Here is a 22,369-nt window from a genome sequence, read left to right as displayed (position 1 = left end):
CGCCCGGGGTCGCCCGACGACTAGAACGCATTACAGTCCCGCGCATGACCGCCCCCACGAGCCCGCGCACCCACGTCGTCACCGGAGCTGCCTCAGGGATCGGCAGGGCGACGGCGTCGATGCTGCGCGAGCGGGGGCACCGGGTCATCGGGGTCGACCTGCGCGAGGGCGAGGGCGTCGACGTGGCCGCCGACCTGGGTACGCCGGAGGGCCGGGCGGCCGCGGTCGCCGGGGTGCAGGCGCTGACCGACGTGGTCCACGGGCTGGTGCCGGCGGCGGGGCTGGCGGGTCGCACGGGCGTGCCGGGCGACCTGGTGGTGTCGGTGAACTTCTTCGGGGCCGTCGCGATGGTGACCGGGCTGCACCCGCAGCTGCACGCGGCCGCGGAGCGCGACGGCGACGCGGCGGTCGTGTTCCTGGCCAGCAACTCGATCACCGGCATGCCCGGCTGGAACGTCCCCACCGTCGAGGCCTGCCTGCGCGGCGACGAGGCCGCGGCCCGGGTCGAGGCCGCGAAGGTCGACTCGGTCATGGTCTACCCCTCCAGCAAGGCCGGCCTGGCCTGGTGGGCCCGCCGCGAGGGCGTGAAGCCGGAGTGGGCCGGCGCGGGCATCCGGCTCAACTCCGTCGCCCCCGGCGCGACCGAGACCGCGATGGTCGAGCAGATGCGGGCCGACCCGCTGCTCGGCACCGCCATCGACGCCTACCCCACCGCGATCGGCCGCACCGGCCGCGCCGAGGAGGTGGCCGGCCCGATCTGCTTCCTGCTCGGGCCCGAGGCGACCAACATCGTCGGCGCGTGCCTGTTCATCGACGGCGGCACCGACGCGATGCTGCACCCGATGGCGCCCCAGGGCTGGGAGGTCGGCCCGGTCGACCTGGGGTGATCAGCAGCTCACGCGCAGGCCCAGGACGTCGTACGTCACGTTTCGGTCCGTCGAGGCGGCCCAGTTGCTGTTCGCCAACCTCGCCTGCACTCGGACTGTGACAGTGCCACCGAGGAGGCCAGTGAGGATGTCCGGGGTGATCTCTGTCGACCTGGTCGAACCGTTGGACGTCACCGCGAGGTTGCGGGTCCCCGGAGACACGACCTGGGCCGTGTAGTCGAGAAGCGTAGGGCTCGTCGACGCCGTCCAGGTGAGCACGACCTTGGTGAGCAGGCGCAGGCCCAGTGCCCCGAGCACGTCAACGCTCTGGCAGGTCAGCACGGGGGCCTGGAGCGAACCGGAGGAGACGGGCGTTCCCGTCACGGTCGATACGTCGCTCCATGTCCCTGCCGCTGGTGAGGTGCCAGCCAGCACCACGGCCGCCATCACGCCGACCGCCGCAGCCCGCCTCACGGCGCCACCTGGGTCGCGGTAATGGTGAAGGTGGGGGTGTACGTACTGGACTTGGTGGAGTTGTCCGCGGCGAGGTCAAGATGTAGCCGCACGCAGATCGTCAGCGAGTCCCATGGGTCGACGACATCGCTCTCGGTCAGGACAGTGGTCTCGGAGCCGGTCAGGGCTGCCGGACCGAAGGATGCGGTGCCCGTGCAGCTCTCCGCCCGCGGGTAGACCGCGCTGGTCTGGCTGACGGTCCCTGCCGGCACCACCGTGACCCGCATGGCATCGCGGAGGGCCACGACGGAGGCCGTCGCGGAGGCGGTGATGGAGACCGTGAAGGGAGTCGTGCCGGCGTTGTTGAGTGTGAGCACCTTGGCCGTGCTCTCTCCGGGCGCGATGTTCAGGAGGTCGAGCGCTGTCCAGGTGTAGCTCTGCTCACCCTCCACCAGCAGGTCCAGCGACCCCGAGGTGACCGTGGCGCCGGCGACCGTCTCGACGTCGTTCCAGTACGCCTGCGTCCCGAGTCCCCCCACCAGCCCCAGCGCCCCGACGAGGGCGACGACGACCGGCGTCCACGGCCGCGTCGGCCGAGGTGCGGTACGACGGGACGCAGCGCCCCTACGGGCAGGCCGCCGCGGCTCAGCACGTCGCGGCGCCGCGTGCCGGCCGCTCATGCCGACACCTCTTCCGAAGCCGCGGCCGTTGCCGGGGCCGCGTCACTCTCGTCGTGCTGCGACCCGACGTGACGGCCAGGCGGCGTGACCAGCAGGCCCCGAGCCCGGAGCGACGACACGTGCGGCAACCCGTGCTCGGCCGGGTGCCGTGCCGGCGTGTGGCCTGGGTCCGACCGCCACCCGCGCAGCAGCAGCACCGCGGCGTACAGGAAGAGCCCCCCGGCTGCGAGCTGCACCAGCAGCTGGTGCTGGTCCGGGGAGAGCAGGACGTTGAGCCGGCCCACCCAGGGCAGCGAGTACCAGACCTCGCCCCGCAGCTGGACCTCGCGCACCGGCTCCGCGTCCGCCACGGAGTTGGCGTCGCCGCGGGTCGTGAGCACCTTCTCGCCGTCCGCGGTCCAGCCGACACCGACGACGCGGTGCGTCGCGACGGTCGGCTCGCCGCTGCGCAGCTGGTAGGTCACCACGTCCCCGACGCGCACGTCGGCGAGCGCGACCGGGCGCACCACGACGAGCGTGCCGGCGGGGTACGCCGGGCTCATCGAACCGGTGAGCACCGTGTACGGCGTCGCGCCGGCCACCCGCGGCACGAGCACCGCGAGCGTCACCAGCGCCGTCGCCCCCAGGAGGACCACCCAGGAGACGGCGCGCACGAGCTGGCGCGCCATCGGCTTACGGGTTGGGGTCGGTCTGGGTCACCGTGACGACGACGTCCTCAACGACGGCCTGCAGCGTTCCGGCGCCGAACTCCGCGCCGTTGTTGCTGCCGTTGTCGACGGCGACACCGAACGGGAGCTCGATCTCCATGTCGATGACCAGGGTGTCGCCGTTGTTGACGTTAGTGATCGTCGCGACCGCGGCGTCGTCCAGCGCGACCGGCGCACCCCCGTCCCACGTGTAGGTGGCCGTGTAGGTCAGTTCACCCGCCAGCGTCCCGGTCAGCGCGCTCGGGGCGACCAGACCGATGTCCGCGGACAGGTTGTCGCCGGTCGCGGCGAAGGTGAACGTGCACTGCTGCGTGAAGACCTCTCCGGGCACCACGAGATAGTTCGAGAAGTCCACGAGGTCGGCGGTCTCGTCGACCCAGCCGTCCTCACAGTCGGGCGCCGTCACGTCCAGGACGCCGGTCGTGACGGTGTCACCGGTCTCGGTCTCGACGTCCTGCCAGTAGGCCAGCGACCCCGCACCCCCGAGCAGCAGTGCGGCCCCGGTGGTCGCGGCGAGCGCGGCCTTGATCGAGTTGCGCATGGTGACACCCCTCTCCGGGTCCGCGTGGAACCTAGGGAAGGCGGACCCTCATGAGAAGTGAGATCGGCCCAGCGGTGGCCGACCTGAGGTCTTTCGTCCCGCGGGCGACCGACTCGTGCGGGTCAGCGCGCGTCAGGGCGCACGCTGACCCGCACGAGTCACCTCAGAACAGCAGCGCCGAGGCCGGGTCCTCGAGGATCGAGGCGACGTCGGCGAGGAACCGCGACCCCTTCTCCCCGTCCACGTGCCGGTGGTCGAACGAGAGCGCCAGGGTCGTGACGTGCCGCACGACGATCTCGTCGTCCACCACCCACGGCTTCTTCGTGATCGAGCCGAAGCACAGGATCGCGGACTCGCCCGGGTTGATGATCGGCGTGCCGGCGTCGACGCCGAAGACGCCCACGTTGGTGATCGTGAACGACCCGCCGCTCATGTCGGCCGGCTGGGTGCGGCCCTCCTTCGCGGTCGTCGTCAGCTCGCCGAGCGCCTCGGCGAGCTCGCGCAGGGTCATCGCGTCGGCGTCCTTGACGTTGGGCACGACCAGCCCGCGCGGCGTCGCGGCAGCGATGCCGAGGTTGACGTAGTGCTTGAGCACGACCTCCTGGGCCGCCTCGTCCCAGAACGAGTTGATCTCCGGCGTACGCCGGATCGCCAGCAGGCACGCCTTCGCCAGCACCAGCAGCGGGCTGACCTTCACGTCGCGGAACTCGCGGTGCGAGCGCAGCCGCTCCACCAGCTCCACGGTGCGGGTCGCGTCGACGGTGACCCACTCGGTGACGTGGGGCGCGGAGTACGCCGAGGACACCATCGCCTGCGCCATCATCTTGCGCACGCCCTTGATCGGCTCGCGGGTCTCGCGGGCGCCGGCCGCCCGCGGGACGTCATGCGCTGCGACCGGACGGACGTCCCCTCCGGATGACGTCCCGGCGGCCGCGGCCTGCACCTGGTCCCGGGTCACCGAGCCCGCGGGCCCGGCGCCGGCCAGCGAGGTCAGGTCGACCCCGAGGTCCTTGGCCAGCTTGCGGACCGGCGGCTTCGCCAGGGCGCGTACGGCGGCGGGCTCGGGGTCTCGAGACGGTTGCAGAGCAACCTCCTCGACCGCCGACGGGGCCGGTGGCGCCTGCTCGGGCAGCTCGTCGACGTCGACGGCGGGCGAGGCGCCCGGCTCGAACGCCGCCTGCGCCTGCGCGTTGGCGGCGACCGCACCGGGGGCGGCACGGCGCGCACGCCGGGTCGGGCCGCGGTCGGCCTTGTTGCGCCCCACCAGGCTCTCGCCCTCGCCACCACCGGAGGCGGCGGGGTTGGACAGGTCGATCTCCATCTCGGCCTCGGGCGTCGGCGTCGCGGCGGAGGCTCCGGGGTTTCGAGACGGTTGCTGCGCAACCTCCTCAACCGCCTCCTCCGCACCGATCCGGATGATCGGCGTCCCGACGGGGACGGTCTCCCCCTCGGGCACGAGCAGGGCGGTCACCTCGCCGGCGTAGGGCGAGGGCAGCTCGACGATCGACTTCGCGGTCTCGATGTCCACGACGATGTCGTTGACCTCGATGACGTCGCCGACCTTGACCCGCCAGGCGACGATCTCGGCCTCGGTCAGGCCCTCGCCGACGTCGGGCAGCTTGTACTCAGGCATCTGGTTTCCTCTCGGTCACCGGGTTTCGAGACGGCGCTGGCGCGCCTCCTCAACCAGCGGTGGGGCTGGGCTCAGAAGGCGAACGTGCGGTCGACGGCGTCGAGGAGCCGGTCCAGGTCGGGGAGGAACTCCTCCTCGATCCGGGACGCGGGGTACGGCGTGTCGAAGCCGCCCACGCGCAGCACCGGCGCCTCCAGGGAGTAGAAGCACTCCTCGGTCACCCGGGCGGCCAGCTCGGCACCCAGGCCGAGGTTGACGTGCGCCTCGTGCACGACCACGCAGCGGCCGGTGCGGCGCACCGACTCCAGGACCGGCCCCATGTCGAGCGGGGAGAGCGTGCGCAGGTCGATGACCTCGAGCGAGCGGCCCTCGCCGGCTGCGGCCTCCGCGGCGGTCATGGCCGTGCGCACGGTCGGGCCGTAGGCCAGCACCGTCACGTCGGTGCCGCGGCGAGCGACGCGCGAGGTGAAGAGCGGCGGTGGGGCGAGCGACTCGTCGAGCTCCATCTTCTCGGCGTGGTACTGCCGCTTGGGCTCCAGGAAGATCACCGGGTCGTCGGAGGCGATCGCCTGCTGGATCATCCAGTAGCCGTCGACCGGGTTGGAGCAGGCGACCACCTTCAGGCCCGGGGTGTGCGCGAACTGCGCCTCGGGCGACTCCGAGTGGTGCTCGACCGCGCCGATCCCGCCACCGAAGGGGATGCGGATGACCATCGGCATCGGGCTGTGCCCGGCCGAGCGGTAGCGCATCTTCGCGACCTGGCACACGATCTGGTCGTAGGCGGGGTAGACGAACCCGTCGAACTGGATCTCCACCACCGGGCGGTAGCCGCGCAGCGCCAGGCCGACCGCGGTGCCGACGATGCCGGATTCCGCGAGCGGGGAGTCGATGACACGGTCCTCGCCGAAGTCCTTCTGCAGGCCGTCGGTGATGCGGAAGACGCCGCCGAGCTTGCCGACGTCCTCGCCCATGAGCAGGACCCTGGGGTCGTCCTCCATCGCCTTGCGCAGGCCCATGTTGAGGCCCTTGGCGAGGGTGATCTTCGTGCCGGTCATGTCAGTGCGCCCCCTCGAAGGTCGCGAGGTAGTCGGCGTAGCCGTCGCGCTGCACGGCCAGCTCCTCGGGGATCTCGGCGTAGACGTGCTCGAACATCCGCATCGGGCTCGGGTCGGCCATCGCCTTGCAGCCCTCCCGCAGGTGCGCGCCGAGCTCGTCGGCCTCGGTCTTGACCTGCTCGACCAGCCCGTCGTCGACCAGGCCGTTGCGGCGCAGGTAGACCTCGAGCCGCGCGATCGGGTCCTTGAGCTTCCAGGACTCCACGTCGGCGGAGAGTCGGTAGCGCGTCGGGTCGTCGGTCGTGGTGTGCGCACCCATGCGGTAGGTGTAGGCCTCGACGAAGGTCGGCCCCTGCCCGTCACGGGCCCGCTGGAGGGCAGCCTGCGTGACGGCGTACGTCGCCAGCACGTCGTTGCCGTCCACCCGGATGCCCGGGAAGCCGAAGCCCAGCGCGCGCTGGTAGAGCGGGATGCGGGTCTGGCGCTCGATCGGCTCCGAGATCGCCCACTGGTTGTTCTGGCAGAAGAAGACGACCGGCGCGTTGTAGGACGCGGCGAAGATGAAGGCCTCGTTGACGTCGCCCTGCGAGGAGGCGCCGTCGCCGAAGTGCGCGATGACCGCGGCGTCGCGGTCGGCGTCACCGGTGCCGACGACGCCGTCGCGCTGCATGCCCATGGCGTAGCCGGTGGCGTGCAGGGTCTGGGCGCCGATGACGATCGTGTAGAGCCCGAAGTTGAACTCGTGTGGGTCCCAGGAGCCGTGGTCGACGCCGCGGAAGAGCCCGAGCAGCTTGAGCGGGTCGATGCCGCGGCACCAGGCGACGCCGTGCTCGCGGTAGGTCGGGAAGACGTAGTCCTGCGGGCGCAGGGCGCGGCCGGCGCCGATCTGCGCGGCCTCCTGCCCGAGCAGCTGGGCCCAGATGCCGAGCTCGCCGTGGCGCTGCAGGGCGGTGGCCTCGGTGTCGATGCGCCGGGTCAGCACCATGTCGCGGTAGAAGCCGCGGATCTGCTCGGCGGAGAAGTCGAGGTCGAACTCCGGGTGGTGGACGCGCTCGCCCTCGGGGGTCAGGAGCTGCACCAGCTCGGGGCCGCCGTCGCTCTGGCTGGGTCCGAAGACCTCGACCAGGTCGGGGCCGAACGTCCCGTCCGCGGTGTCGGGTGGTGGGGTCATCTGCGCTGGTCTCCTTCTGCCTCGCCCGGCGGTGGGGTCTCCGTGCCGGGGCGCTGGGTCCGGTGGGCCTCGGGCTGGACCGCTGGGGTGGCGCGGTTGTGACCCGGGACACATCCCGATGGGACCAACGTAACAGCCGGGTGCGGTGCGCGTTCCAACCCGGTCCATACGCTCGGTGCCATGGCCTCCCCCCACGCGAAGACGTCCAAGAACCGCTCCGCCACGACGACCGTCGCCGCTCCCCCGGCCACGGTCTTCGCGATCGTGGCCGACCCGCGCCAGCACTCCCGGATCGACGGTTCCGGCACGGTGCGCGACGCCGTCTCCGGCCCGGACCGCCTCGAGCTCGGCTCGCGGTTCGGCATGAGCATGAAGATGGGCGCGCCCTACCGGATCAGCAACAAGGTCGTGGAGTTCGAGACCGACCGGCTGATCGCCTGGCGGCACGCCGGGCTGCACCGCTGGCGCTACGAGCTCACGCCCACCCCCGACGGCGGCACCGAGGTGACCGAGACCTGGGACCTCTCCCACTACCCGGCCCCCGGCCGAGCGCTGCTGTCCACGCTCTTCGGCGACAAGACCCAGCAGGCGATCGAGGCCACCCTGGTGAAGCTGAAGGCCGCCGCGGAGGCCGACGCCTCGCGCTGACCCCGCGCTGCCACGCGGCCCACACCAGCCCTGCGGGTGTCCTCCGCCGGGTGTGCGGGGCCGGGCGGCAGCCTGCCTACGGTCGGTCCATGAGCATCCGCAAGGGCAGCAAGGTCACCTGGAAGTGGGGCGGCTCGACTGCCGAGGGCAAGGTCGCCGAGATCCACCGCGAGAAGGTCACCCGCCAGATCAAGGGCGAGAAGATCACCCGCGACGGGAGCAAGGACGACCCGGCGTACCTCATCGAGCAGGAGGATGGCGGCAAGGTCCTCAAGCTCAAGAGCGAGGTCGAGGCCAAGAGCAGCTGATCCCGCGGCGCCGCCGGGCGCCCTCCGGTGACCTGACGCGTCGAGCGGGCCGATCTCGAGGTCCTCGACTGAACCTGCTTCGGTGCAGGACCTCCAGATCGGCGTACGCACAGTCGGGCGCCCTGCGCCCGACCGGTCAGACGCGCTCGCGCCCGTGGGGCGTGTGCCAGAGCGACTCGTCCGGCCCCTTGGGGATGATCCCGGTCGGGTTGATGTCGGAGTGCACGACGTAGTAGTGCGCCTTGATCTGGGCGAAGTCGATGGTGTCGCCGAAGCCGGGGGTCTGGAACAGGTCGCGCGCGTAGCCCCACAGGTGCGGCATCTCGGTCAGCTTGTTGCGGTTGCACTTGAAGTGGCCGTGGTAGACCGCGTCGAAGCGCGCCAGGGTCGTGAAGAGCCGCACGTCGGCCTCGGTGATCGCCTCGCCCATGAGGTAGCGGCGGGTCGAGAGCCGCTCCTCGAGCCAGTCGAGGGCGTCGAAGAGCCGGTCGTACGCCGACTCGTAGGAGCCCTGGTCCCCGGCGAAGCCGCAGCGGTAGACGCCGTTGTTGACCTCGGTGAACACCCGCTCCATCACCTCCTCCATCTCCTCGCGGAGGTCCTCGGGCCACAGGTCAGGGGCGTCGGGCTTGTGGTGGTCGCGCCACTCGAAGAAGAGGTCGTGGGTGATCCACGGGAAGTCGTTGGTGACCAGCTCGCCGGAGGGGACGTCGACGATCGCGGGCACCGTGATGCCGCGCGGGTAGTCGGGGAAGCGCTTGTCGTAGGCCGCGCGCAGCCAGTGGATCCCCAGCACCGGGTCCTTGTCCCCGGCGTCGAGGTCGAAGGTCCACGACTTCGCGTCGTGGGTCGGGCCGGGGGTGCCGAGGGAGATGACGTCCTGCAGGCCGAGCAGCTCGCGCACGATGATCGCGCGGTTGGCCCACGGGCAGGCGCGAGCGGCGACCAGGCGGTAGCGACCGGGCTCGACCGGCCACAGCTCACCGTTGACGGGCCCGTGCTCGGGCTTGGCGCCACCGCGGGTGATCCGGTCCGGGACGTAGGTCATGTCCCGCTCGAAGCCGCCCTCCTCGACGTACGACGGTGTCTCATCGCTCATGCGCCCGAGGCTAGGTGAGACTTCAACCAGCCTGCTCACCCGAGGAGCCCGCCCGGGTCACACGAACCGCGCCGCCACCTCGACCAGCCGGTCGTTGGCCTCGGTCTCCCCGACCGAGACCCGGCAGCCCTCGCCGGCGAAGGGCCGCACCACGATGCCGGCCTCGTCGCAGGCCGCGGCGAACTCCGCGGTCCGCTCGCCGAGGGCGAACCAGAAGAAGTTCCCCTGGGCCTCCGGCACCTGCCACCCGACCTCGCGCAGCCGGGCACCCACCCGGTCGCGCTCGGCGACGAGCGCGTCGACCCGCTCGAGCAGCGCGTCCTCGGCGTCGAGGGACGCCAGGGCCGCGACCTGCGCGACCGCGCTGACGCCGAAGGGCAGCGAGACCGCGCGCAGGGCCGCGGCGACGGGCGCCTGCGCGACGGCGTACCCGACCCGGAAGCCGGCGAGGCCGTAGGCCTTGGAGAAGGTCCGGAAGAGCACGACGTTGGGGTGGGCGCGGTAGGTCGCGACGCCGTCGACCGCGTCGGGCATCCGCACGAACTCCAGGTAGGCCTCGTCGACGACGACCACCACGTGCGAGGGCACCCGCGCGAGGAAGGCGTCGAGCTCGGTCTGGGTGACCGAGGGGCCGGTGGGGTTGTTGGGGGTGCAGACGAGCACGACCTTGGTGCGCTCGGTGATCGCGGCGGCCATCGCGTCGAGGTCGTGGCGACCGTCCTCGGTGACCGGCACCTTCACCGAGACCGCACCGGCGGTGGTGATGGCGATCGGGTAGGCCTCGAAGGAGCGCCAGGCGTGCACGACCTCGTCGCCGGGGTCGCAGAAGGCGCTGAGCAGCTGGTAGACCAGCGCGACCGAGCCGGTGCCGGCGGCCAGGTCCTCGACCGGGACGCCGAGCCGCTCGGCGAGGCCGGCGTAGAGCAGGGCGTTGCCCATGTCGGGGTAGCGGTTCATCGTCGCGACCGCGGCGTGCGCGGCCTCCACGACGCCGGGCAGCGGCGGGTAGGGGTTCTCGTTGCTGGAGAGCTTGTAGGTCACCAGGTCCGGCCGCGGGGTGGGCGGCTTGCCGGGGACGTACGCCGGGATGTCGCGGATGTGCGCCCGGGGCTGGGGGGTGTCGGCCATGCCGCCACCCTAGGACCGCTGCGCGGCCCGCGGTCGACCCCGGCGCCACGGCCGCACCAGCGGCAGGAACGCCAGCCCGAGGGCGACCCCGATGCCTGCACCCGTGAGGTTGTCGACCACGTCGGTGACGTCGCAGGACCGGTCGAGCCTCGAGAGCACCTGCTGGGTCGCCTCGATGCCGACCGAGACCAGTCCCAGGCCGACCAGGCCGATCGGCACGGTCCACCAGGCGCTGCGCCAGCGGCCCAGGACAAGCACCAGGAGCGCGCCCGACGGCACGAAGACCAGCACGTTGAGCAGCCGCTGGCCGCCGGAGAGGACCCAGAAGCCCTCCGGCGCCGGACCGCCGTAGTCGAAGGAGCAGGAGTTGTAGTAGCGCTGGTCGGCGTAGACCACGCCCGGGCTGCCGTCGGCGGGGATCAGCGTGACGAAGCCGATCGCGGCCAGCGACCAGAGCAGCAGCGCCAGGGACCACGCCCAGGAGGCGCCGGTACGCCGGGCCAGGACCGTCGCGAGGACCGCGCTGAGCAGGCCGGTCACCGCGACGCCCACGAGCATCACGCCCACACCACCGACCGGGAACACCGCCCCGAGGCTAGTGGTCCCCGGGTCGCCCCGTGGGAGCCCCTCCCTGCCATGATCGAACGGTGCGCATCGTCACCTGGCTCTTCACCAACGCCGTCGCGCTGGCCGTCGCGGCCTGGCTGATCGACGGCATCCGCTTCACCCCGCGCGACGCCGAGCTGTCCGAGAAGATCCTCCCGCTGCTGCTGGTGGCGCTCATCCTCGGCACGGTGACCGCCGTCCTCAAGCCGGCCCTCACCCTGCTCTCCCTGCCGCTGGTGCTGCTGACCCTGGGGCTGTTCCTGCTCGTCATCAACGCGGCGATGCTGCTGCTCACCGACGCCATCGCCGGCGCGCTGGACATCGGCTTCCGGGTCACGGGCTTCTGGCCCGCGGTCGGCGGCGCGATCGTCATCACCCTCGTGACCTGGCTGGTCGACAACGTCCTCGGCAAGGACGACTGACCCGCGCCGTGACCTCCACCGACGGGTCCCTCCTCCCGCCGCCGCGCCGGCCGGGCCGCTACCGGATCGGCCTGGTCTGCCTCGGCAACATCTGCCGCTCCCCGATGGCCGAGGTCGTCCTGCGCGACCGGGTCGACGCCGCCGGCCTGGCGCCGTACGTCGTCGTCGACTCCTGCGGCACCGCCGGCTGGCACGAGGGCAAGCCGATGGACCCGCGCGCCGCGGCCACCTTGCGCGCCGCCGGGCTCGACCCGAGCCGCCACCGGGCCCAGCAGCTGACCCCGGAGTGGTTCGGCGACCACGACCTGCTGCTGACCATGGACGAGCAGAACCTCGCCGATGCGCGCGCCCTCGCGGCCGGCACCGGCGCGACCGCGGAGGCGGAGCGGGTCAGGCTCTTCCGCGACCTCGACCCCGACGGGCGGGGTGGCGAGGTCCCTGACCCCTACTACGGTGGGGACTCCGGGTTCGAGGAGGTGCTGAGGATGGTCGAGCGGACGAGCGACGCCCTGGTCGCAGCGCTGCCGACGGTGCTCGCAGGGCTGGCCGGGCCTCCGGCCGGGGCGGGGCCGGACGCCTCGTGACCCGCGCCCCGCGGATCGCGCAGCGGGCCGAGCAGCTGCTCGGCACCGCCGTCGTGGCGACCGCCGACGTGGCCGGGGGGGACACCTGCCACGCCACCAAGCTGCGGCTCTCCGACGGCACCACGGCGCTGGCCAAGACCGCACCGCACGTGCCCGACGGCTTCTTCGAGAGCGAGGCCGCCGGGCTGCGCTGGCTGGCCGAGGCGGCCGAGCACGACGACGGCGCACCCGTGCCCGAGCTGCTGGCCGTCGCCCCCGACTGCCTGGTGGTGCGCTGGGTCGAGCCGGTGCGTGCCACCCCCGAGGCGGCCGCCGAGCTCGGCCGCGGGCTGGCGCGCACCCACGCCGCCGGCGCCCCCGGCTTCGGCGCCGAGCGCGACGGCTTCATCGGGCGGCTGCCGCTGCCGCAGCGGCCCACCGACACCTGGGCCGAGTTCTACGCCGTGCGCCGGCTGCTGCCCTACCTCAAGCTCGGCCGCGACCGCGGGCACGTCACCGCCGGTCAGGCCGCGACCGTCGAGGCGGTCGTCGGCCGGCTCACGGCGCTGCTCCCCGAGGAGCCACCGGCCCGGCTGCACGGCGACCTGTGGAACGGCAACGTCGTGTGGGGCGGACCGTCGCTCCAGTCGCCGGGGTCACCGGCGCGCGGCTGGCTCGTCGACCCGGCGGCGTACGGCGGCCACCGGGAGGTGGACCTCGCCATGCTCGCGCTGTTCGGGCTGCCGCACCTGCCGCAGCTGCTCGAGGCCTACGAGTCGGTCTCCCCGCTGGCCGAGGGCTGGCAGGAGCGGGTCGCGCTGCACCAGCTCTTCCCGCTGCTGGTGCACGCGTGCCTCTTCGGCGGTGGGTACGCCGCCCGCGCCGCCGGGCTGGCCGGCCGCTACCTGTGACCACCGGCGAGGGCTACCGCTTGCGCTTGCCCTTCTTCGCGCGGTAGACCGCGCGCAGGTCGACGCCACCCTGCGCCGCGACCACCTCGTGCGTGCGCGCCCCGCCGTCGCTCCACCGCTCGAAGAGCCAGACCTTGCCGCGGATGTTCTGCCGCTTGGGGGCGGAGACCGTGAGCCGGCTGTTCTCGATGTAGGTGTAGGTGCCCTCGCCGACGTGCCCGGTCGCCTTGAGCCGCGCACCGGCGGGGCGACTGGTCAGCACCAGCTCACTGGGGCGGGGCTGCAGCTCGATGGAGCGGAACGTGGTCATGTTGCGGTCGTCGATCACCGAGGCCGTGAGCAGGATCGTCGAGGGGTACTCGTGGTCGGGTGCGAAGAACCTGCCCTCGACGACGTTCTGGTACTGGAAGGTCGTGAACGGGTGCGTGTGGCACACCGACGGGCAGTGCCGCACCGAGACGGTCCAGGAGAACTTGTCCGCACGCGAGGCGTAGCTGCCGTCCTCGGCGTCGCTGCCGCTGGCCACGAGGTCGATCTGGTCGCCGACGGCGAAGGTGGTGGTGTCGGTCGGCTTCTCGATGGTCAGCGTCGGCGGGGTGTTGCCCGGGTAGAGCCACTGCTGGGCGGTGCTCGTGGCGCCGTCCTCGTCGGTGACCCGCACGCCGACCAGCACGTTGGTGTCCCCGTCGGTGTAGGTGCGGCCGGCCCTCGGACCGGTGGCGTCGTCGTAGACCCCGTCGCCGTCGAGGTCCCATGCGTAGGTCATGGACCCCTCGTCGCGGCTGCCGGACGCGTCGAGGGACACCTCGAGCGGGACGTCGCCGTAGGGCTCGCCCTCGACCTCGAGGCGCGCGGTGGGCGGCAGGTTGCCCGGGTAGTGGTGCACCCGGCGGATCGCCCCGTTGCCGGGCAGCGGGAAGCCGCGCTCGTCGGTGCCGTAGGAGACGTAGTAGAGATCGCCGTCGGGACCGGTGGTGAGGTCGACAGGCGACCGGGCGCCGGTGACGAGCGGCTCGACCCGGTCGGGGTCGGGCAGCCCGTCGGCACCGGGCAGCAGCACGAAGACGCACTGGCGAGAGAAGTCGCTGAAGGCCAGCCCCCCGGCGTACCTCGACGGGTAGGTCGCGCCGAGGAACTGCACCCCGGAGATCGACGCGGTGCCGCTCGCGCAGCCCTCGTCGTCGGAGAGGCTGTCGCCCCGGGTCTCGTAGGCGAAGTACGGCGCCGCCACCCCGCCCTCGCGGTAGAGCCGCTCACAGACCGGCAGGTCGAGTGCCTGGAACTCGGGGTTGCGGCCGGGGCCCTCGAAGCAGGGCCAGCCGAAGTTGCGCGCGGAGGCACCGACGGCGGAGGCGTCGACGACCCGGTCGACCTCCTCGAAGCCGTTGCCGCCGACGTCGCCGACCCACAGCTCGGGCCGGTCGCCGGCGCCCGGGCGGAAGGTGAACCGGAACGGGTTGCGCAGGCCGATGGCGATCGCGCTCGAGGCGACGCCCCCCTGCGGGTGCACGGGGTTGCCCGGCGCGGGGGCGCCGGTGTCGGGGTCGATCCGGACCACCGAGCCGTTGAGGCCGACCGGGTCGCCGGTGGTCAGCAGGTCCTGGCTGCGCATTGAGCCGCCCTCGTCCTGCGGGTCCCCGCACGGGTTGCCGACCTGGCCGTAGTCGGCGAAGTCGAACGACGCGCCCTCGCCGACCGTGGCGTAGAGCGCGCCGTCGGGTCCAACCTGGACCGAGCCTGCCGCGTGCGAGGGGAACTGCAGGCAGTAGTCGTCGAGCAGCGGCTGCTCACCGTCCGGCGCCATCACCCAGCCGTCGGGGCCCCGGACGGCGGTGAGGCGCGAGACGCGTGCCTGCACGACGCAGCCGACGGCCTGCTCGTCCGGGCTGGTGCCGGTCGGCTCGGGGCACTCGTCGTAGTAGCCGTCGGGCTCGCCCCAGCCCGGGACCCGGCCGGGGTCGCGGGGGTCGACGTCCCAGGCGTAGACGACGTAGACGTAGGGCCGGCGCGGGAAGTCGGGGTCGACGTCGAGGCTCAGCAGCCCGCGGTCGTAGTAGTTGTGCACCTGCGCGCGCAGGTCGACGAACTGCCCGGGGCTCGGGTCGGCGTACGTGCCGTCGGGCTGGCGGTCGTAGGTCAGGACGGCGCCGGACTTCTGCGAGACGAAGGCCGTGCCGTCGGGCGCGAAGGACACCGACGTCGGCTCGGTGAGGCCGCCGATGACCACCTCGTCACGGAAGCGGTCGGGCAGACCGGGCTCGGCCGCCCGCGCCGGCGCCGACGCCGTCGTGGAGAAGAGGCCGGGACCCGCGGCGGGCCGCTCACCACCGGCGGGGCCCACCTGCCCCTCGTGCGCGTTCGCGGGCCCGGTCGTGCCCAGCCCTCCGCACAGCAGCACCACCGACAGCACGGCACGACTCGTCCGCATGAGGCCCCCCAGCCCTGGGGGCTGCTCTTACCGCCGCCCCGTCTGCCGCGGACCGTACCCCGCCGGGAGCCGTTCGACACCCCTCCTCAGTCCGTGGCTCTCAGCCCGCGCTCAGCCCTGCCTGGCACAGTGGACCCGTGACCGCACCCGCCGAGGACCGCACCGACGCGAAGCACCGCGTCCTGGTCGTCGACGACGACAAGGCCGTGCGCGAGTCGCTGCGCCGCAGCCTGGAGTTCAACGGGTACGCCGTGTCGGTGGCCCACGACGGCGCGGAGGCCCTGGCCTCGATCGGCTCGGCCCGGCCCGACGTGGTCGTGATGGACGTGATGATGCCGCGGCTCGGGGGGCTGGAGACGACCCGCGCCCTGCGGACGGCCGGCAACGACGTACCGGTGCTCGTGCTGACCGCGCGCGACGCGGTCGGGGACCGGGTCGAGGGCCTGGACGCCGGGGCCGACGACTACCTCACCAAGCCGTTCGCGCTGGCCGAGCTGCTCGCTCGGCTGCGTGCCCTGCTGCGCCGGGTCGCGCCTCCCGAGGGCGCCGACGACGAGGTGCTCTCCTTCGCCGACCTCTCCATGGACACCGCCACCCGCGAGGTGCGTCGCGGCGAGCGGCTGATCGAGCTGACCCGCACGGAGTTCGCGCTGCTGGAGATGTTCCTGCGCAGGCCGCGCCGGGTGCTGGAGCGCTCCTTCATCCTCGAGGAGGTCTGGGGCTACGACTTCCCCACGACCGCCAACTCCCTCGAGGTCTACGTCGGCTACCTGCGCCGCAAGACCGAGGCCGAGGGCGAGCCGCGGCTGCTGCACACCGTGCGCGGTGTGGGCTACGTGCTCAAGGAGTCATGAGGAGCCGCGAGCGCTGGCACTACCGCCGCTCGCTGGCCAGCCGGGTCACGCTCCTGACGACGATCGCGGTGGGCCTCTCGGTCGCCTTCGTGGCCCTCGGTGCCTTCGTCACCACGCGGGTCCAGCTCGGCAGCTCGCTGGACTCCTCGCTGCTCGAGCGGGCCCAGCAGGCCGCCACCCAGACCACGCTGGCCAACAGCGTCCGCGCCGACATCCCGCCGTGGGCGCTGGGTGCCGGGGACATCCGGATCGCCTTCATCGACCTCGACGAGAACCCCCCGATCTTCTCCGCCGACCGGGCCGGCGACCCCCGCATCTCCCTGGGCGAGGAGGAGCTGGCCGTGGCGCTGCGCCAGGAGCCCTTCTCCCTCCGCACGGTCGACACCGGGGAGGAGCGGTTCCGGGTCGTGGCGGTGCCGGCCGGCGCCTCGGGGCAGGGACAGGCGCTGGTGCTCGCGCAGTCCCTGGCCCCGCAGGAGCGGGTGCTCGGCAAGCTCGGCTTCGTCACCGTCCTGTTCGGCATCGCCGGCATGATCACCGCGGGCATCGCCGGCTGGGCCGTCGCGAGCAACGGTCTGCGCCCGGTGCGCCGGCTCACCGGCGCGGTGGAGACGATCGCGCGGACCGAGCAGCTGACCCCGATCCAGGTCGAGGGCGACGACGAGGTCGCCCGCCTGGCCACCGCCTTCAACCAGATGCTGCTGGCCCTCGAGCTCTCCCGCACGCGGCAGCGGCAGCTGGTCGCCGACGCCGGCCACGAGCTGCGCACGCCACTCACCTCCCTGCGCACCAACATCGAGCTCCTCGACCAGGCCGACGCCGGCGGGCTGTCGCTCCCGGCGGAGGCGCGCGCCGAGCTGCTCGCCGACGTCGCCGCCCAGATCGAGGAGCTCAGCCAGCTGGTGGGCGACCTGGTGGAGCTGGCCCGCGACGAGCCGCTGCCCACCGTCGTGGAGGCCGTCGAGCTCGCCGAGGCCGTCGACCACGCCGTCGAGCGCGTACGCCGTCGCGCGCCGTCCCTCCGGTTCGACGTCGACACGACGCCCTGGGTGGTCCAGGGCGAGACCGGCACCCTCGAGCGGGCCGTCACCAACCTGCTCGACAACGCCGCGAAGTGGAGCCCGCCCGGCGGCACCGTGCGCGTCCACCTGGACCGCGGCGTCCTCACCGTCGACGACGAAGGGCCCGGCATCGCCGAGCACGACCTGCCCCACGTCTTCGACCGCTTCTACCGCTCCGAGGAGTCCCGCGCGATGCCCGGCTCCGGCCTCGGGCTCTCGATCGTCGCGCAGGCCGCCTCCCGGCACGCCGGCTCCGTGCGGGCCGAGCGCTCGCCCCACGGCGGGGCCCGGCTCGTGCTCGAGCTCCCCGGCAGCCCCAGCCTGGTGGACGCACACTCCTAGACTCCCCCCGTGACCCCCGAGGCGTCTGCACCGGACCAGCCCTTCCTCCCCGTCAGCATCATCCTGGGCGGGGTGCAGAAGGGCGCCTCGGGCACGCTCCACGCCCTGCTCGTGCGGCACCGCCACGTGGCCCGGCACGGGGTCAAGGAGCGGCACTTCTTCGACGACGACAGCCTCGACTGGTCGGCGCCGGACTACTCCGCCTACGGCACCGTGCCGCGGGAGGACCAGGCCGGTCTGGCCCGCCGCGCGATCGACTCCACCCCGTCGTACTTCTTCTGGCCGGGGGCGATGGAGCGGATCGCGGCGTACGACGCCCACCTGGCCGCGACCGGCGGGCCCGAGGTGCAGCTGGTGCTGTGCTTCCGCGACCCGATCGAGCGGGCGTTCTCGCAGTGGACGATGCTCACCGACAAGCTGGACGCCAAGCGGGAGTACCCCGGCTTCGGGGAGCTGATCCGGATGCGCACCCCCGGGGTGCACGAGGTCCCGGAGGGCTGGAGCAAGCGTGACGCCCGGCAGTACTCCGTCGTCTCGCGCGGTCTCTACGGCGCGCAGCTGCGCCGCGCGCTCGAGCACCTGCCGCGCGAGCGGATGCTGCTGATGCGCTTCGACGACGTCGTCGTCGATCCGGGTGCGGCGCTGGACTCGATGACCGACTTCCTGGGGCTGCACCGCTTCGGCCGCGAGATCGACCCGCGTCCCCGCAACTCCCACGAGCGCCGGCTCGACGCCGCCCCGCCCACCGGCGAGGACCTGCGGCTGCTGGCCGACACCTACGCCGACGACCTCCACGTCTTCACCCGGCTCTCCGGCCTCGACACCTCGGGCTGGGCGACCTCCCGGATCCTCGCCGACGAGCTCGACCCCGCCGAGCTCGCCGACCGCCTCGCCCGCAAGGCCGGCCTGGCCTGACCGCCGAACCGTCAGTCCTGAACCCTCCACCCGTCAGTCCCGCACCTCCCAGCCGTCGATCTCGCACAGCGCCGGTCCGGATGTGACGTCTCGGGGGTTCGGAAGTGACGGTTCGGCGGTGGGTAGCGTGCGCCCCGTGGACCTCGCCTTCTTCGCAGCCCTGCCCGAGCACGCGCAGGCGGACGCCGTGGAGCCGCTGCACCTGGCGATGAGCAGCTGGTCCGACGACCAGGCGCACGGCGTCGCGGTGGCCGGCCTGCTGGGGCGCGCGGCCGAGACCGTCGTACGCCGGGAGCTGGGTCGACCCGAGCTGGTGCCGACCCGGGTCACGGTCGACCTCTTCGCCCCCACACGCATGCAGCCCGCGTGGACGACCACGCGGGTGGTGCGCGAGAGCCGGAGGCTGGCGCTCGTCGACGTCACCCTGCACCAGGAGGGCGGGCCGACCGCCCGGGCATCGAGCCTGTGGCTGCGCCCGACCGAGGACGCCCCCGGCGACACCTGGTCGAACCCGGACCGGCCCGAGGCACCCCCGTTGGACGTCGCTCCGGTGACCGACCAGCCGCACGTGCCGTTCATCCACAGCAGCGCCGGCTGGTCGCAGGACTTCCGCCAGCACCAGGACGGCTCGCGCAAGACCTACTGGAACACCGCGCCCGCGATCGTCCTCGGCGAGGCCGTCACCCCGTTCCAGGCGGTCGCCGCGTCGGCCGACGGCACCAGCCTCGCCTGCAACTGGGGCAGCGCCGGGGTGCAGCACATCAACGCCGACGTGACCCTGACGCTCGCCCGGCTGCCGATCGGCGTGACCGTGGGCCTGCGCGCGCTGGACCGGGTCGAGGTCGACGGGGTCGCGGTCGGCAGCTGCACGGTCTTCGACCGGCACGGCCCGCTGGGCACGACGGTCGTGACGTCGATGTCCAACACCCGCCGCGGCATCGACATGGGCGGTCGCCGCTGGGAGGACGACCCGCGCTCCGAGCCCGGTGTCTGACATCCCCTTGGGGGGTTGTCGCTATCCTCGGCGCATGACCCGCCTCGTGTCCCTGCTGGCCGCCCTGCTCCTCGCACTCACCGCTTGCTCCAGCGGCGACGGCAGCGCCTCGATCTCCTCGGCGGTCGACTCCGGCGCCACCGTCATCGACGTGCGCACCCCTGCCGAGTTCGACGAGGGCCACGTCGAGGGCGCGCTGAACATCGACGTCACCGCCCCCGACTTCGACGACCGGCTCGCCGAGCTGGACCCCGAGGCGTCGTACGTCGTCTACTGCCGCTCCGGCAGCCGCTCGGCCGACGCCGTGGCCCGGATGCGCGACGCCGGCTTCACCGACGTGGTCGACGGCGGTGGCCTGGGCGACATGGAGGACGCCGGGTACCCCTCCGGCTCCTGACCCCGACTCCTCGGCCGCCCACCTCTCAGCCCGCGCCGTCCGACTCGCGCCAGGCCCGCTCGAAGGGCAGCCGCCAGGCGTGCGGTGCGATGAGCTGGTGGATCGCGTTGGGGCCCCACGAGCCCGGCTGGTAGGACCGCACCGGCGGCGGGTTCTCCAGCAGGGGCATCGACTTCGCCCACAGCTCCTCGATGCCCGAGGCGGTCGTGAACAGCGTGTGGTCACCGCGCATCGCGTCGTGGATCAGCCGCTCGTAGGCCTCCAGCACCAGGCCCGACGACGGGGTGTCGTGGGTGGCGAACTGCATCGAGAGCTTGTCGAGCTTCATCCCCGGGCCGGGCCGCTTGCCGTAGAACGACAGCGACATCCGCGACTGGTCGGCCAGGTCGAAGGTGAGGTGGTCAGGGCCCTGGGTGCCGACGTTGGAACCCTCGGGGAACATGCTGAGCGGCGGCTCCTTGAAGGCGATCGAGATGATGCGCGCGCCCTCGGCGAGCTTCTTGCCGGTCCGCAGGTAGAACGGCACGCCGGCCCAGCGCCAGTTGTCGATGTCGACCCGCAGCGCCACGAAGGTCTCGGTGTCGGACTCGTCGGCGACCTCCTCCTTGCCGCGGTAGCCCTGGTACTGCCCGCGCACGACCTCGCTGGGGTCCAGCGGCTTCATCGAGCGGAAGACCTTGAGCTTCTCGTCGCTGATCGGTCCCGGCGTCAAGGAGGTCGGTGGCTCCATCGCCGCGAACGCCAGCACCTGCATGAGGTGGGTGACGACCATGTCGCGGTAGGCGCCGGTGGTCTCGTAGAACGCCGTGCGCCCCTCGAGCCCCAGCGTCTCGGGCACGTCGATCTGCACGTGGTCGATGAAGTTGCGGTTCCAGATCGGCTCGAACAGGCCGTTGGCGAAGCGGAAGGCCAGGATGTTCTGCGCGGCCTCCTTGCCCAGGAAGTGGTCGATCCGGAAGACCTGCTCCTCGGCGAACACCTCGTGCACCCGCGCGTTGAGCGCCTTCGCCGACTCCAGGTCGGTGCCGAAGGGCTTCTCCATCACGATCCGCGACCGCTCGACCAGGTCGGCGTCGTCGAGCTGCTTGACGACCGCGAGCGCAGCGTTGGGCGGGACCGAGAGGTAGTGCAGCCTCCGCTTGTCCTGCGGTGCACCGGGGAGCAGCTCCTCGGCCCGGCGTACCTCCTGGGCCAGCGCCTCGGTCCCGGCCTTCTGCGGCACGTAGGTCAGCAGCTCCACGAACTCCGCCCACACCTGCTCCGAGCACGAGTCGCCGTGCTCGTCGACGGCCTGCCGCGCGATCCGCCGGAACTCCTCGGTGTCGACCTCCTCGAGCGAGGTCCCGACGATCCGGGCGTCGTTGAGCAGGTCGGCTTGGAAGAGGTGCAGCAGACCCGGCAGCAGCTTGCGCTTGGACAGGTCGCCGACGGCACCGAAGAGCACCACCACCGTCGGCTTCTGCTCCTCGCGGTCCATCGCGCCGTCGATCGAGCGCTGGTCGGGTGCGTGGGACGCCATGCCCCCGACCCTAGTCACCGCAGACGTCGGAGCCCCCTCACGAGGGGGTGAAGACCTCCAGCAGCCGCCGCGCCTTGAGCGCCGCCTCCGCGTGCTCCTCCACCACGTCCGACAGCACCGTGATGCCACCCCCGGTCCCCACCGTCCACCGCCCGTCGCCCGCCGTCACCAGCGACCGGATGACCACCCCCAGGTCCGCCCGCCCGTCACCGGACACCCAGCCGAACGCGCCGGCGTACGCCCCCCGCGGGCTCGCCTCGACCTCGTCGACGACCTCCATCGTCCGCAGCTTCGGCGCCCCGGTCATCGATCCCGCCGGGAACAGCGCGCGCAGCGCCGCCACCGTCGACACCTCCGACCGCAGCCGCCCCCGCACCGTCGACACCAGCTGGTGCACGGTCTCGTAGGACTCCACCTCCATCAGCTGCGGCACCTCGACGCTGCCCACCTCGCACACCGACGCCACGTCGTGGCGCAGCAGGTCCACGATCATCAGGTTCTCCGCCCGGTAGCGCGGATCGCTCGCCAGCCGGTCCCGGTGCTCAGCGTCGACCACCGGGTCGTCGCTGCGCGGGGTCGTCCCCTTGATCGGCTTGGTCTCCAGCAGCCGCTGCCCGTCGGTGGTCGAGCCTTTTCCGCTGGTCGAGCTTGTCGAGACCGTCGCAAACCGCTCCGGGCTGCTCGACAGCAGCCACGCCCGCGCCCCCGGCACGTCGTGCTGCAGGAACCCGGCGTACGGCGCCGGGTTGAGCTCGCGCAGCCGCAGGTACGCCGCCGCCGGCTCGATCCCGCTCTCCACCCGCAGGCGGTGGGTCAGGTTCACCTCGTAGCTGTCCCCGGCGTGCAACCGCTCCTGCACCCGCTCGAACGCGACTCGGTACTCCTCGTCGACCAGCCCATCCCCAGCCACCAGCCCACCCGCACCGACGAACGCAGCGGAGGGGTCGCCCACGCCGTCCGGGCCCCCCGGCCCGAGCGCCGGCTCGACGGCGCCCCCGGAGGAGCGTGGTTGGGTCTGGCGGCCCTCTCGTGAGGAACGAGCGAGAGGGCTGGTAGCGACGAAGGGGG

At 72.7% G+C, this 22,369-nt stretch carries 24 protein-coding genes; 11 read left to right on the top strand and 13 right to left on the bottom strand.

Translation table 11 applies throughout. The features are described 5' to 3' along the window. Nucleotides 1–44: 44 nt before the first annotated feature. Nucleotides 45–887 carry an SDR family oxidoreductase gene (locus Q1V71_RS04840; protein ID WP_300641272.1) on the top strand — a complete coding sequence of 281 codons (843 nt, stop codon included), beginning with the start codon at nucleotides 45–47 and terminating at the stop codon, nucleotides 885–887. Here Q1V71_RS04840 and Q1V71_RS04835 read toward each other — a convergent pair whose 3' ends face one another. The 7 genes from Q1V71_RS04835 to pdhA all read right to left on the bottom strand — a co-directional run bounded on the left by Q1V71_RS04835 (nucleotide 888) and on the right by pdhA (nucleotide 7,106). Then, nucleotides 888–1,340, bottom strand: a complete 453-nt coding sequence (locus Q1V71_RS04835) for a hypothetical protein (RefSeq protein ID WP_300641270.1) — start codon at nucleotides 1,338–1,340, stop codon at nucleotides 888–890. Then, complete coding sequence (locus Q1V71_RS04830; protein WP_300641268.1) at nucleotides 1,337–1,999, bottom strand: TasA family protein; 663 nt, start codon at nucleotides 1,997–1,999, stop codon at nucleotides 1,337–1,339. The genes Q1V71_RS04835 and Q1V71_RS04830 overlap by 4 nt, the downstream gene beginning before the upstream one ends. Further along, nucleotides 1,996–2,667 (bottom strand): signal peptidase I, encoded by a 672-nt coding sequence (locus Q1V71_RS04825; RefSeq protein ID WP_300641267.1) that lies wholly within the window; start codon nucleotides 2,665–2,667, stop codon nucleotides 1,996–1,998. The genes Q1V71_RS04830 and Q1V71_RS04825 overlap by 4 nt, the downstream gene beginning before the upstream one ends. A 4-nt stretch (nucleotides 2,668–2,671) precedes the next feature. Further along, nucleotides 2,672–3,247: an alternate-type signal peptide domain-containing protein gene (locus Q1V71_RS04820; protein WP_300641265.1), complete on the bottom strand. Its 576-nt coding sequence runs from the start codon at nucleotides 3,245–3,247 to the stop codon at nucleotides 2,672–2,674. A 163-nt stretch (nucleotides 3,248–3,410) separates the two neighbouring features. Next, nucleotides 3,411–4,880 carry a dihydrolipoamide acetyltransferase family protein gene (locus Q1V71_RS04815; RefSeq protein WP_300641263.1) on the bottom strand — a complete coding sequence of 490 codons (1,470 nt, stop codon included), beginning with the start codon at nucleotides 4,878–4,880 and terminating at the stop codon, nucleotides 3,411–3,413. Nucleotides 4,881–4,951: 71 nt separating this feature from the next. Then, entirely contained in the window at nucleotides 4,952–5,935 is a 984-nt protein-coding gene (locus Q1V71_RS04810; protein WP_300641261.1) for an alpha-ketoacid dehydrogenase subunit beta, read from the bottom strand. 1 nt (nucleotide 5,936) lies between these two features. Then, a complete protein-coding gene (gene pdhA, locus Q1V71_RS04805) occupies nucleotides 5,937–7,106 on the bottom strand; it encodes a pyruvate dehydrogenase (acetyl-transferring) E1 component subunit alpha (RefSeq protein ID WP_300641259.1) in 1,170 nt (389 codons plus the stop codon). A 180-nt stretch (nucleotides 7,107–7,286) separates the two neighbouring features. Between pdhA and Q1V71_RS04800 the strand changes: the two genes are divergently transcribed. Next, nucleotides 7,287–7,754 carry an SRPBCC family protein gene (locus Q1V71_RS04800; protein WP_300641257.1) on the top strand — a complete coding sequence of 156 codons (468 nt, stop codon included), beginning with the start codon at nucleotides 7,287–7,289 and terminating at the stop codon, nucleotides 7,752–7,754. An 89-nt stretch (nucleotides 7,755–7,843) separates the two neighbouring features. After that, on the top strand, nucleotides 7,844–8,062 hold the full coding sequence (locus tag Q1V71_RS04795; RefSeq protein ID WP_300641255.1) for a DUF2945 domain-containing protein: 219 nt from the start codon (nucleotides 7,844–7,846) through the stop codon (nucleotides 8,060–8,062). Between the two features lie 136 nt (nucleotides 8,063–8,198). Here Q1V71_RS04795 and Q1V71_RS04790 read toward each other — a convergent pair whose 3' ends face one another. Genes Q1V71_RS04790 through Q1V71_RS04780 form a run of 3 tightly spaced genes read right to left on the bottom strand, consistent with a single transcriptional unit; the run spans nucleotide 8,199 to nucleotide 10,874 of the window. Further along, on the bottom strand, nucleotides 8,199–9,161 hold the full coding sequence (locus tag Q1V71_RS04790; RefSeq protein WP_300641253.1) for a glutathione S-transferase C-terminal domain-containing protein: 963 nt from the start codon (nucleotides 9,159–9,161) through the stop codon (nucleotides 8,199–8,201). Nucleotides 9,162–9,218: 57 nt separating this feature from the next. After that, nucleotides 9,219–10,289 carry a histidinol-phosphate transaminase gene (gene hisC, locus Q1V71_RS04785; protein ID WP_300641251.1) on the bottom strand — a complete coding sequence of 357 codons (1,071 nt, stop codon included), beginning with the start codon at nucleotides 10,287–10,289 and terminating at the stop codon, nucleotides 9,219–9,221. A 9-nt stretch (nucleotides 10,290–10,298) separates the two neighbouring features. Next, on the bottom strand, nucleotides 10,299–10,874 hold the full coding sequence (locus Q1V71_RS04780; protein ID WP_300641249.1) for a VanZ family protein: 576 nt from the start codon (nucleotides 10,872–10,874) through the stop codon (nucleotides 10,299–10,301). A 62-nt stretch (nucleotides 10,875–10,936) separates the two neighbouring features. On the opposite strand from Q1V71_RS04780, the gene Q1V71_RS04775 reads away from it, so the two are divergent. The 3 genes from Q1V71_RS04775 to Q1V71_RS04765 are packed head-to-tail and all read left to right on the top strand — an operon-like array spanning nucleotide 10,937 to nucleotide 12,791. After that, the gene (locus Q1V71_RS04775) at nucleotides 10,937–11,317 is read left to right on the top strand and encodes a phage holin family protein (protein ID WP_300641247.1); all 381 of its coding nucleotides are present in this window, start codon (nucleotides 10,937–10,939) and stop codon (nucleotides 11,315–11,317) included. Between the two features lie 8 nt (nucleotides 11,318–11,325). Then, entirely contained in the window at nucleotides 11,326–11,901 is a 576-nt protein-coding gene (locus tag Q1V71_RS04770; RefSeq protein ID WP_300641245.1) for a low molecular weight protein-tyrosine-phosphatase, read from the top strand. Then, complete coding sequence (locus tag Q1V71_RS04765; protein WP_300641243.1) at nucleotides 11,898–12,791, top strand: fructosamine kinase family protein; 894 nt, start codon at nucleotides 11,898–11,900, stop codon at nucleotides 12,789–12,791. The genes Q1V71_RS04770 and Q1V71_RS04765 overlap by 4 nt, the downstream gene beginning before the upstream one ends. A 13-nt stretch (nucleotides 12,792–12,804) precedes the next feature. Here the strand turns inward: Q1V71_RS04765 and Q1V71_RS04760 are convergent, their stop codons facing one another. Further along, complete coding sequence (locus Q1V71_RS04760; RefSeq protein WP_300641241.1) at nucleotides 12,805–15,219, bottom strand: PQQ-dependent sugar dehydrogenase; 2,415 nt, start codon at nucleotides 15,217–15,219, stop codon at nucleotides 12,805–12,807. A gap of 137 nt (nucleotides 15,220–15,356) precedes the next feature. On the opposite strand from Q1V71_RS04760, the gene Q1V71_RS04755 reads away from it, so the two are divergent. The 5 genes from Q1V71_RS04755 to Q1V71_RS04735 all read left to right on the top strand — a co-directional run bounded on the left by Q1V71_RS04755 (nucleotide 15,357) and on the right by Q1V71_RS04735 (nucleotide 19,782). Then, nucleotides 15,357–16,073, top strand: a complete 717-nt coding sequence (locus Q1V71_RS04755) for a response regulator transcription factor (protein WP_300641239.1) — start codon at nucleotides 15,357–15,359, stop codon at nucleotides 16,071–16,073. Continuing rightward, a complete protein-coding gene (locus Q1V71_RS04750; protein WP_300641237.1) occupies nucleotides 16,070–17,476 on the top strand; it encodes a cell wall metabolism sensor histidine kinase WalK in 1,407 nt (468 codons plus the stop codon). The genes Q1V71_RS04755 and Q1V71_RS04750 overlap by 4 nt, the downstream gene beginning before the upstream one ends. 9 nt (nucleotides 17,477–17,485) lie before the next feature. Further along, a complete protein-coding gene (locus tag Q1V71_RS04745) occupies nucleotides 17,486–18,391 on the top strand; it encodes a sulfotransferase domain-containing protein (RefSeq protein ID WP_300641235.1) in 906 nt (301 codons plus the stop codon). Nucleotides 18,392–18,527: 136 nt separating this feature from the next. Then, nucleotides 18,528–19,385 carry an acyl-CoA thioesterase domain-containing protein gene (locus Q1V71_RS04740; protein WP_300641233.1) on the top strand — a complete coding sequence of 286 codons (858 nt, stop codon included), beginning with the start codon at nucleotides 18,528–18,530 and terminating at the stop codon, nucleotides 19,383–19,385. Nucleotides 19,386–19,419: 34 nt separating this feature from the next. Next, nucleotides 19,420–19,782, top strand: a complete 363-nt coding sequence (locus Q1V71_RS04735; RefSeq protein ID WP_300641231.1) for a rhodanese-like domain-containing protein — start codon at nucleotides 19,420–19,422, stop codon at nucleotides 19,780–19,782. A gap of 25 nt (nucleotides 19,783–19,807) precedes the next feature. On the opposite strand, the gene zwf is transcribed toward Q1V71_RS04735, so the two are convergent. Together zwf and Q1V71_RS04725 are read right to left on the bottom strand one after the other, a co-directional pair. Then, entirely contained in the window at nucleotides 19,808–21,301 is a 1,494-nt protein-coding gene (gene zwf / locus Q1V71_RS04730; RefSeq protein ID WP_300641229.1) for a glucose-6-phosphate dehydrogenase, read from the bottom strand. A 37-nt stretch (nucleotides 21,302–21,338) separates the two neighbouring features. Continuing rightward, nucleotides 21,339–22,211, bottom strand: a complete 873-nt coding sequence (locus Q1V71_RS04725; RefSeq protein ID WP_300641227.1) for an anthranilate synthase component I family protein — start codon at nucleotides 22,209–22,211, stop codon at nucleotides 21,339–21,341. Nucleotides 22,212–22,369 lie beyond the last annotated feature (158 nt).

The sequence above is a fragment of the Nocardioides sp. genome (genome assembly GCF_030149505.1).
Classification (GTDB): domain Bacteria; phylum Actinomycetota; class Actinomycetes; order Propionibacteriales; family Nocardioidaceae; genus Nocardioides.
The sequence above is the reverse complement of the archived record's forward strand: the minus strand, read 5'-3'. Positions and strand labels throughout refer to the sequence as shown.

Coding starts and splice junctions, on each gene's coding strand:
- Q1V71_RS04790 (WP_300641253.1), bottom strand. CDS start 9,161: ATGAGCGATGAGACACCGTCGTACGTCGAGGAGGGCGGCTTCGAGCGG.
- Q1V71_RS04825 (WP_300641267.1), bottom strand. CDS start 2,667: ATGGCGCGCCAGCTCGTGCGCGCCGTCTCCTGGGTGGTCCTCCTGGGG.
- Q1V71_RS04750 (WP_300641237.1), top strand. CDS start 16,070: ATGAGGAGCCGCGAGCGCTGGCACTACCGCCGCTCGCTGGCCAGCCGG.
- Q1V71_RS04795 (WP_300641255.1), top strand. CDS start 7,844: ATGAGCATCCGCAAGGGCAGCAAGGTCACCTGGAAGTGGGGCGGCTCG.
- Q1V71_RS04815 (WP_300641263.1), bottom strand. CDS start 4,880: ATGCCTGAGTACAAGCTGCCCGACGTCGGCGAGGGCCTGACCGAGGCC.
- Q1V71_RS04830 (WP_300641268.1), bottom strand. CDS start 1,999: ATGAGCGGCCGGCACGCGGCGCCGCGACGTGCTGAGCCGCGGCGGCCT.
- Q1V71_RS04840 (WP_300641272.1), top strand. CDS start 45: ATGACCGCCCCCACGAGCCCGCGCACCCACGTCGTCACCGGAGCTGCC.
- Q1V71_RS04735 (WP_300641231.1), top strand. CDS start 19,420: ATGACCCGCCTCGTGTCCCTGCTGGCCGCCCTGCTCCTCGCACTCACC.
- Q1V71_RS04800 (WP_300641257.1), top strand. CDS start 7,287: ATGGCCTCCCCCCACGCGAAGACGTCCAAGAACCGCTCCGCCACGACG.
- zwf (WP_300641229.1), bottom strand. CDS start 21,301: ATGGCGTCCCACGCACCCGACCAGCGCTCGATCGACGGCGCGATGGAC.
- Q1V71_RS04760 (WP_300641241.1), bottom strand. CDS start 15,219: ATGCGGACGAGTCGTGCCGTGCTGTCGGTGGTGCTGCTGTGCGGAGGG.
- Q1V71_RS04820 (WP_300641265.1), bottom strand. CDS start 3,247: ATGCGCAACTCGATCAAGGCCGCGCTCGCCGCGACCACCGGGGCCGCA.
- hisC (WP_300641251.1), bottom strand. CDS start 10,289: ATGGCCGACACCCCCCAGCCCCGGGCGCACATCCGCGACATCCCGGCG.
- Q1V71_RS04810 (WP_300641261.1), bottom strand. CDS start 5,935: ATGACCGGCACGAAGATCACCCTCGCCAAGGGCCTCAACATGGGCCTG.
- pdhA (WP_300641259.1), bottom strand. CDS start 7,106: ATGACCCCACCACCCGACACCGCGGACGGGACGTTCGGCCCCGACCTG.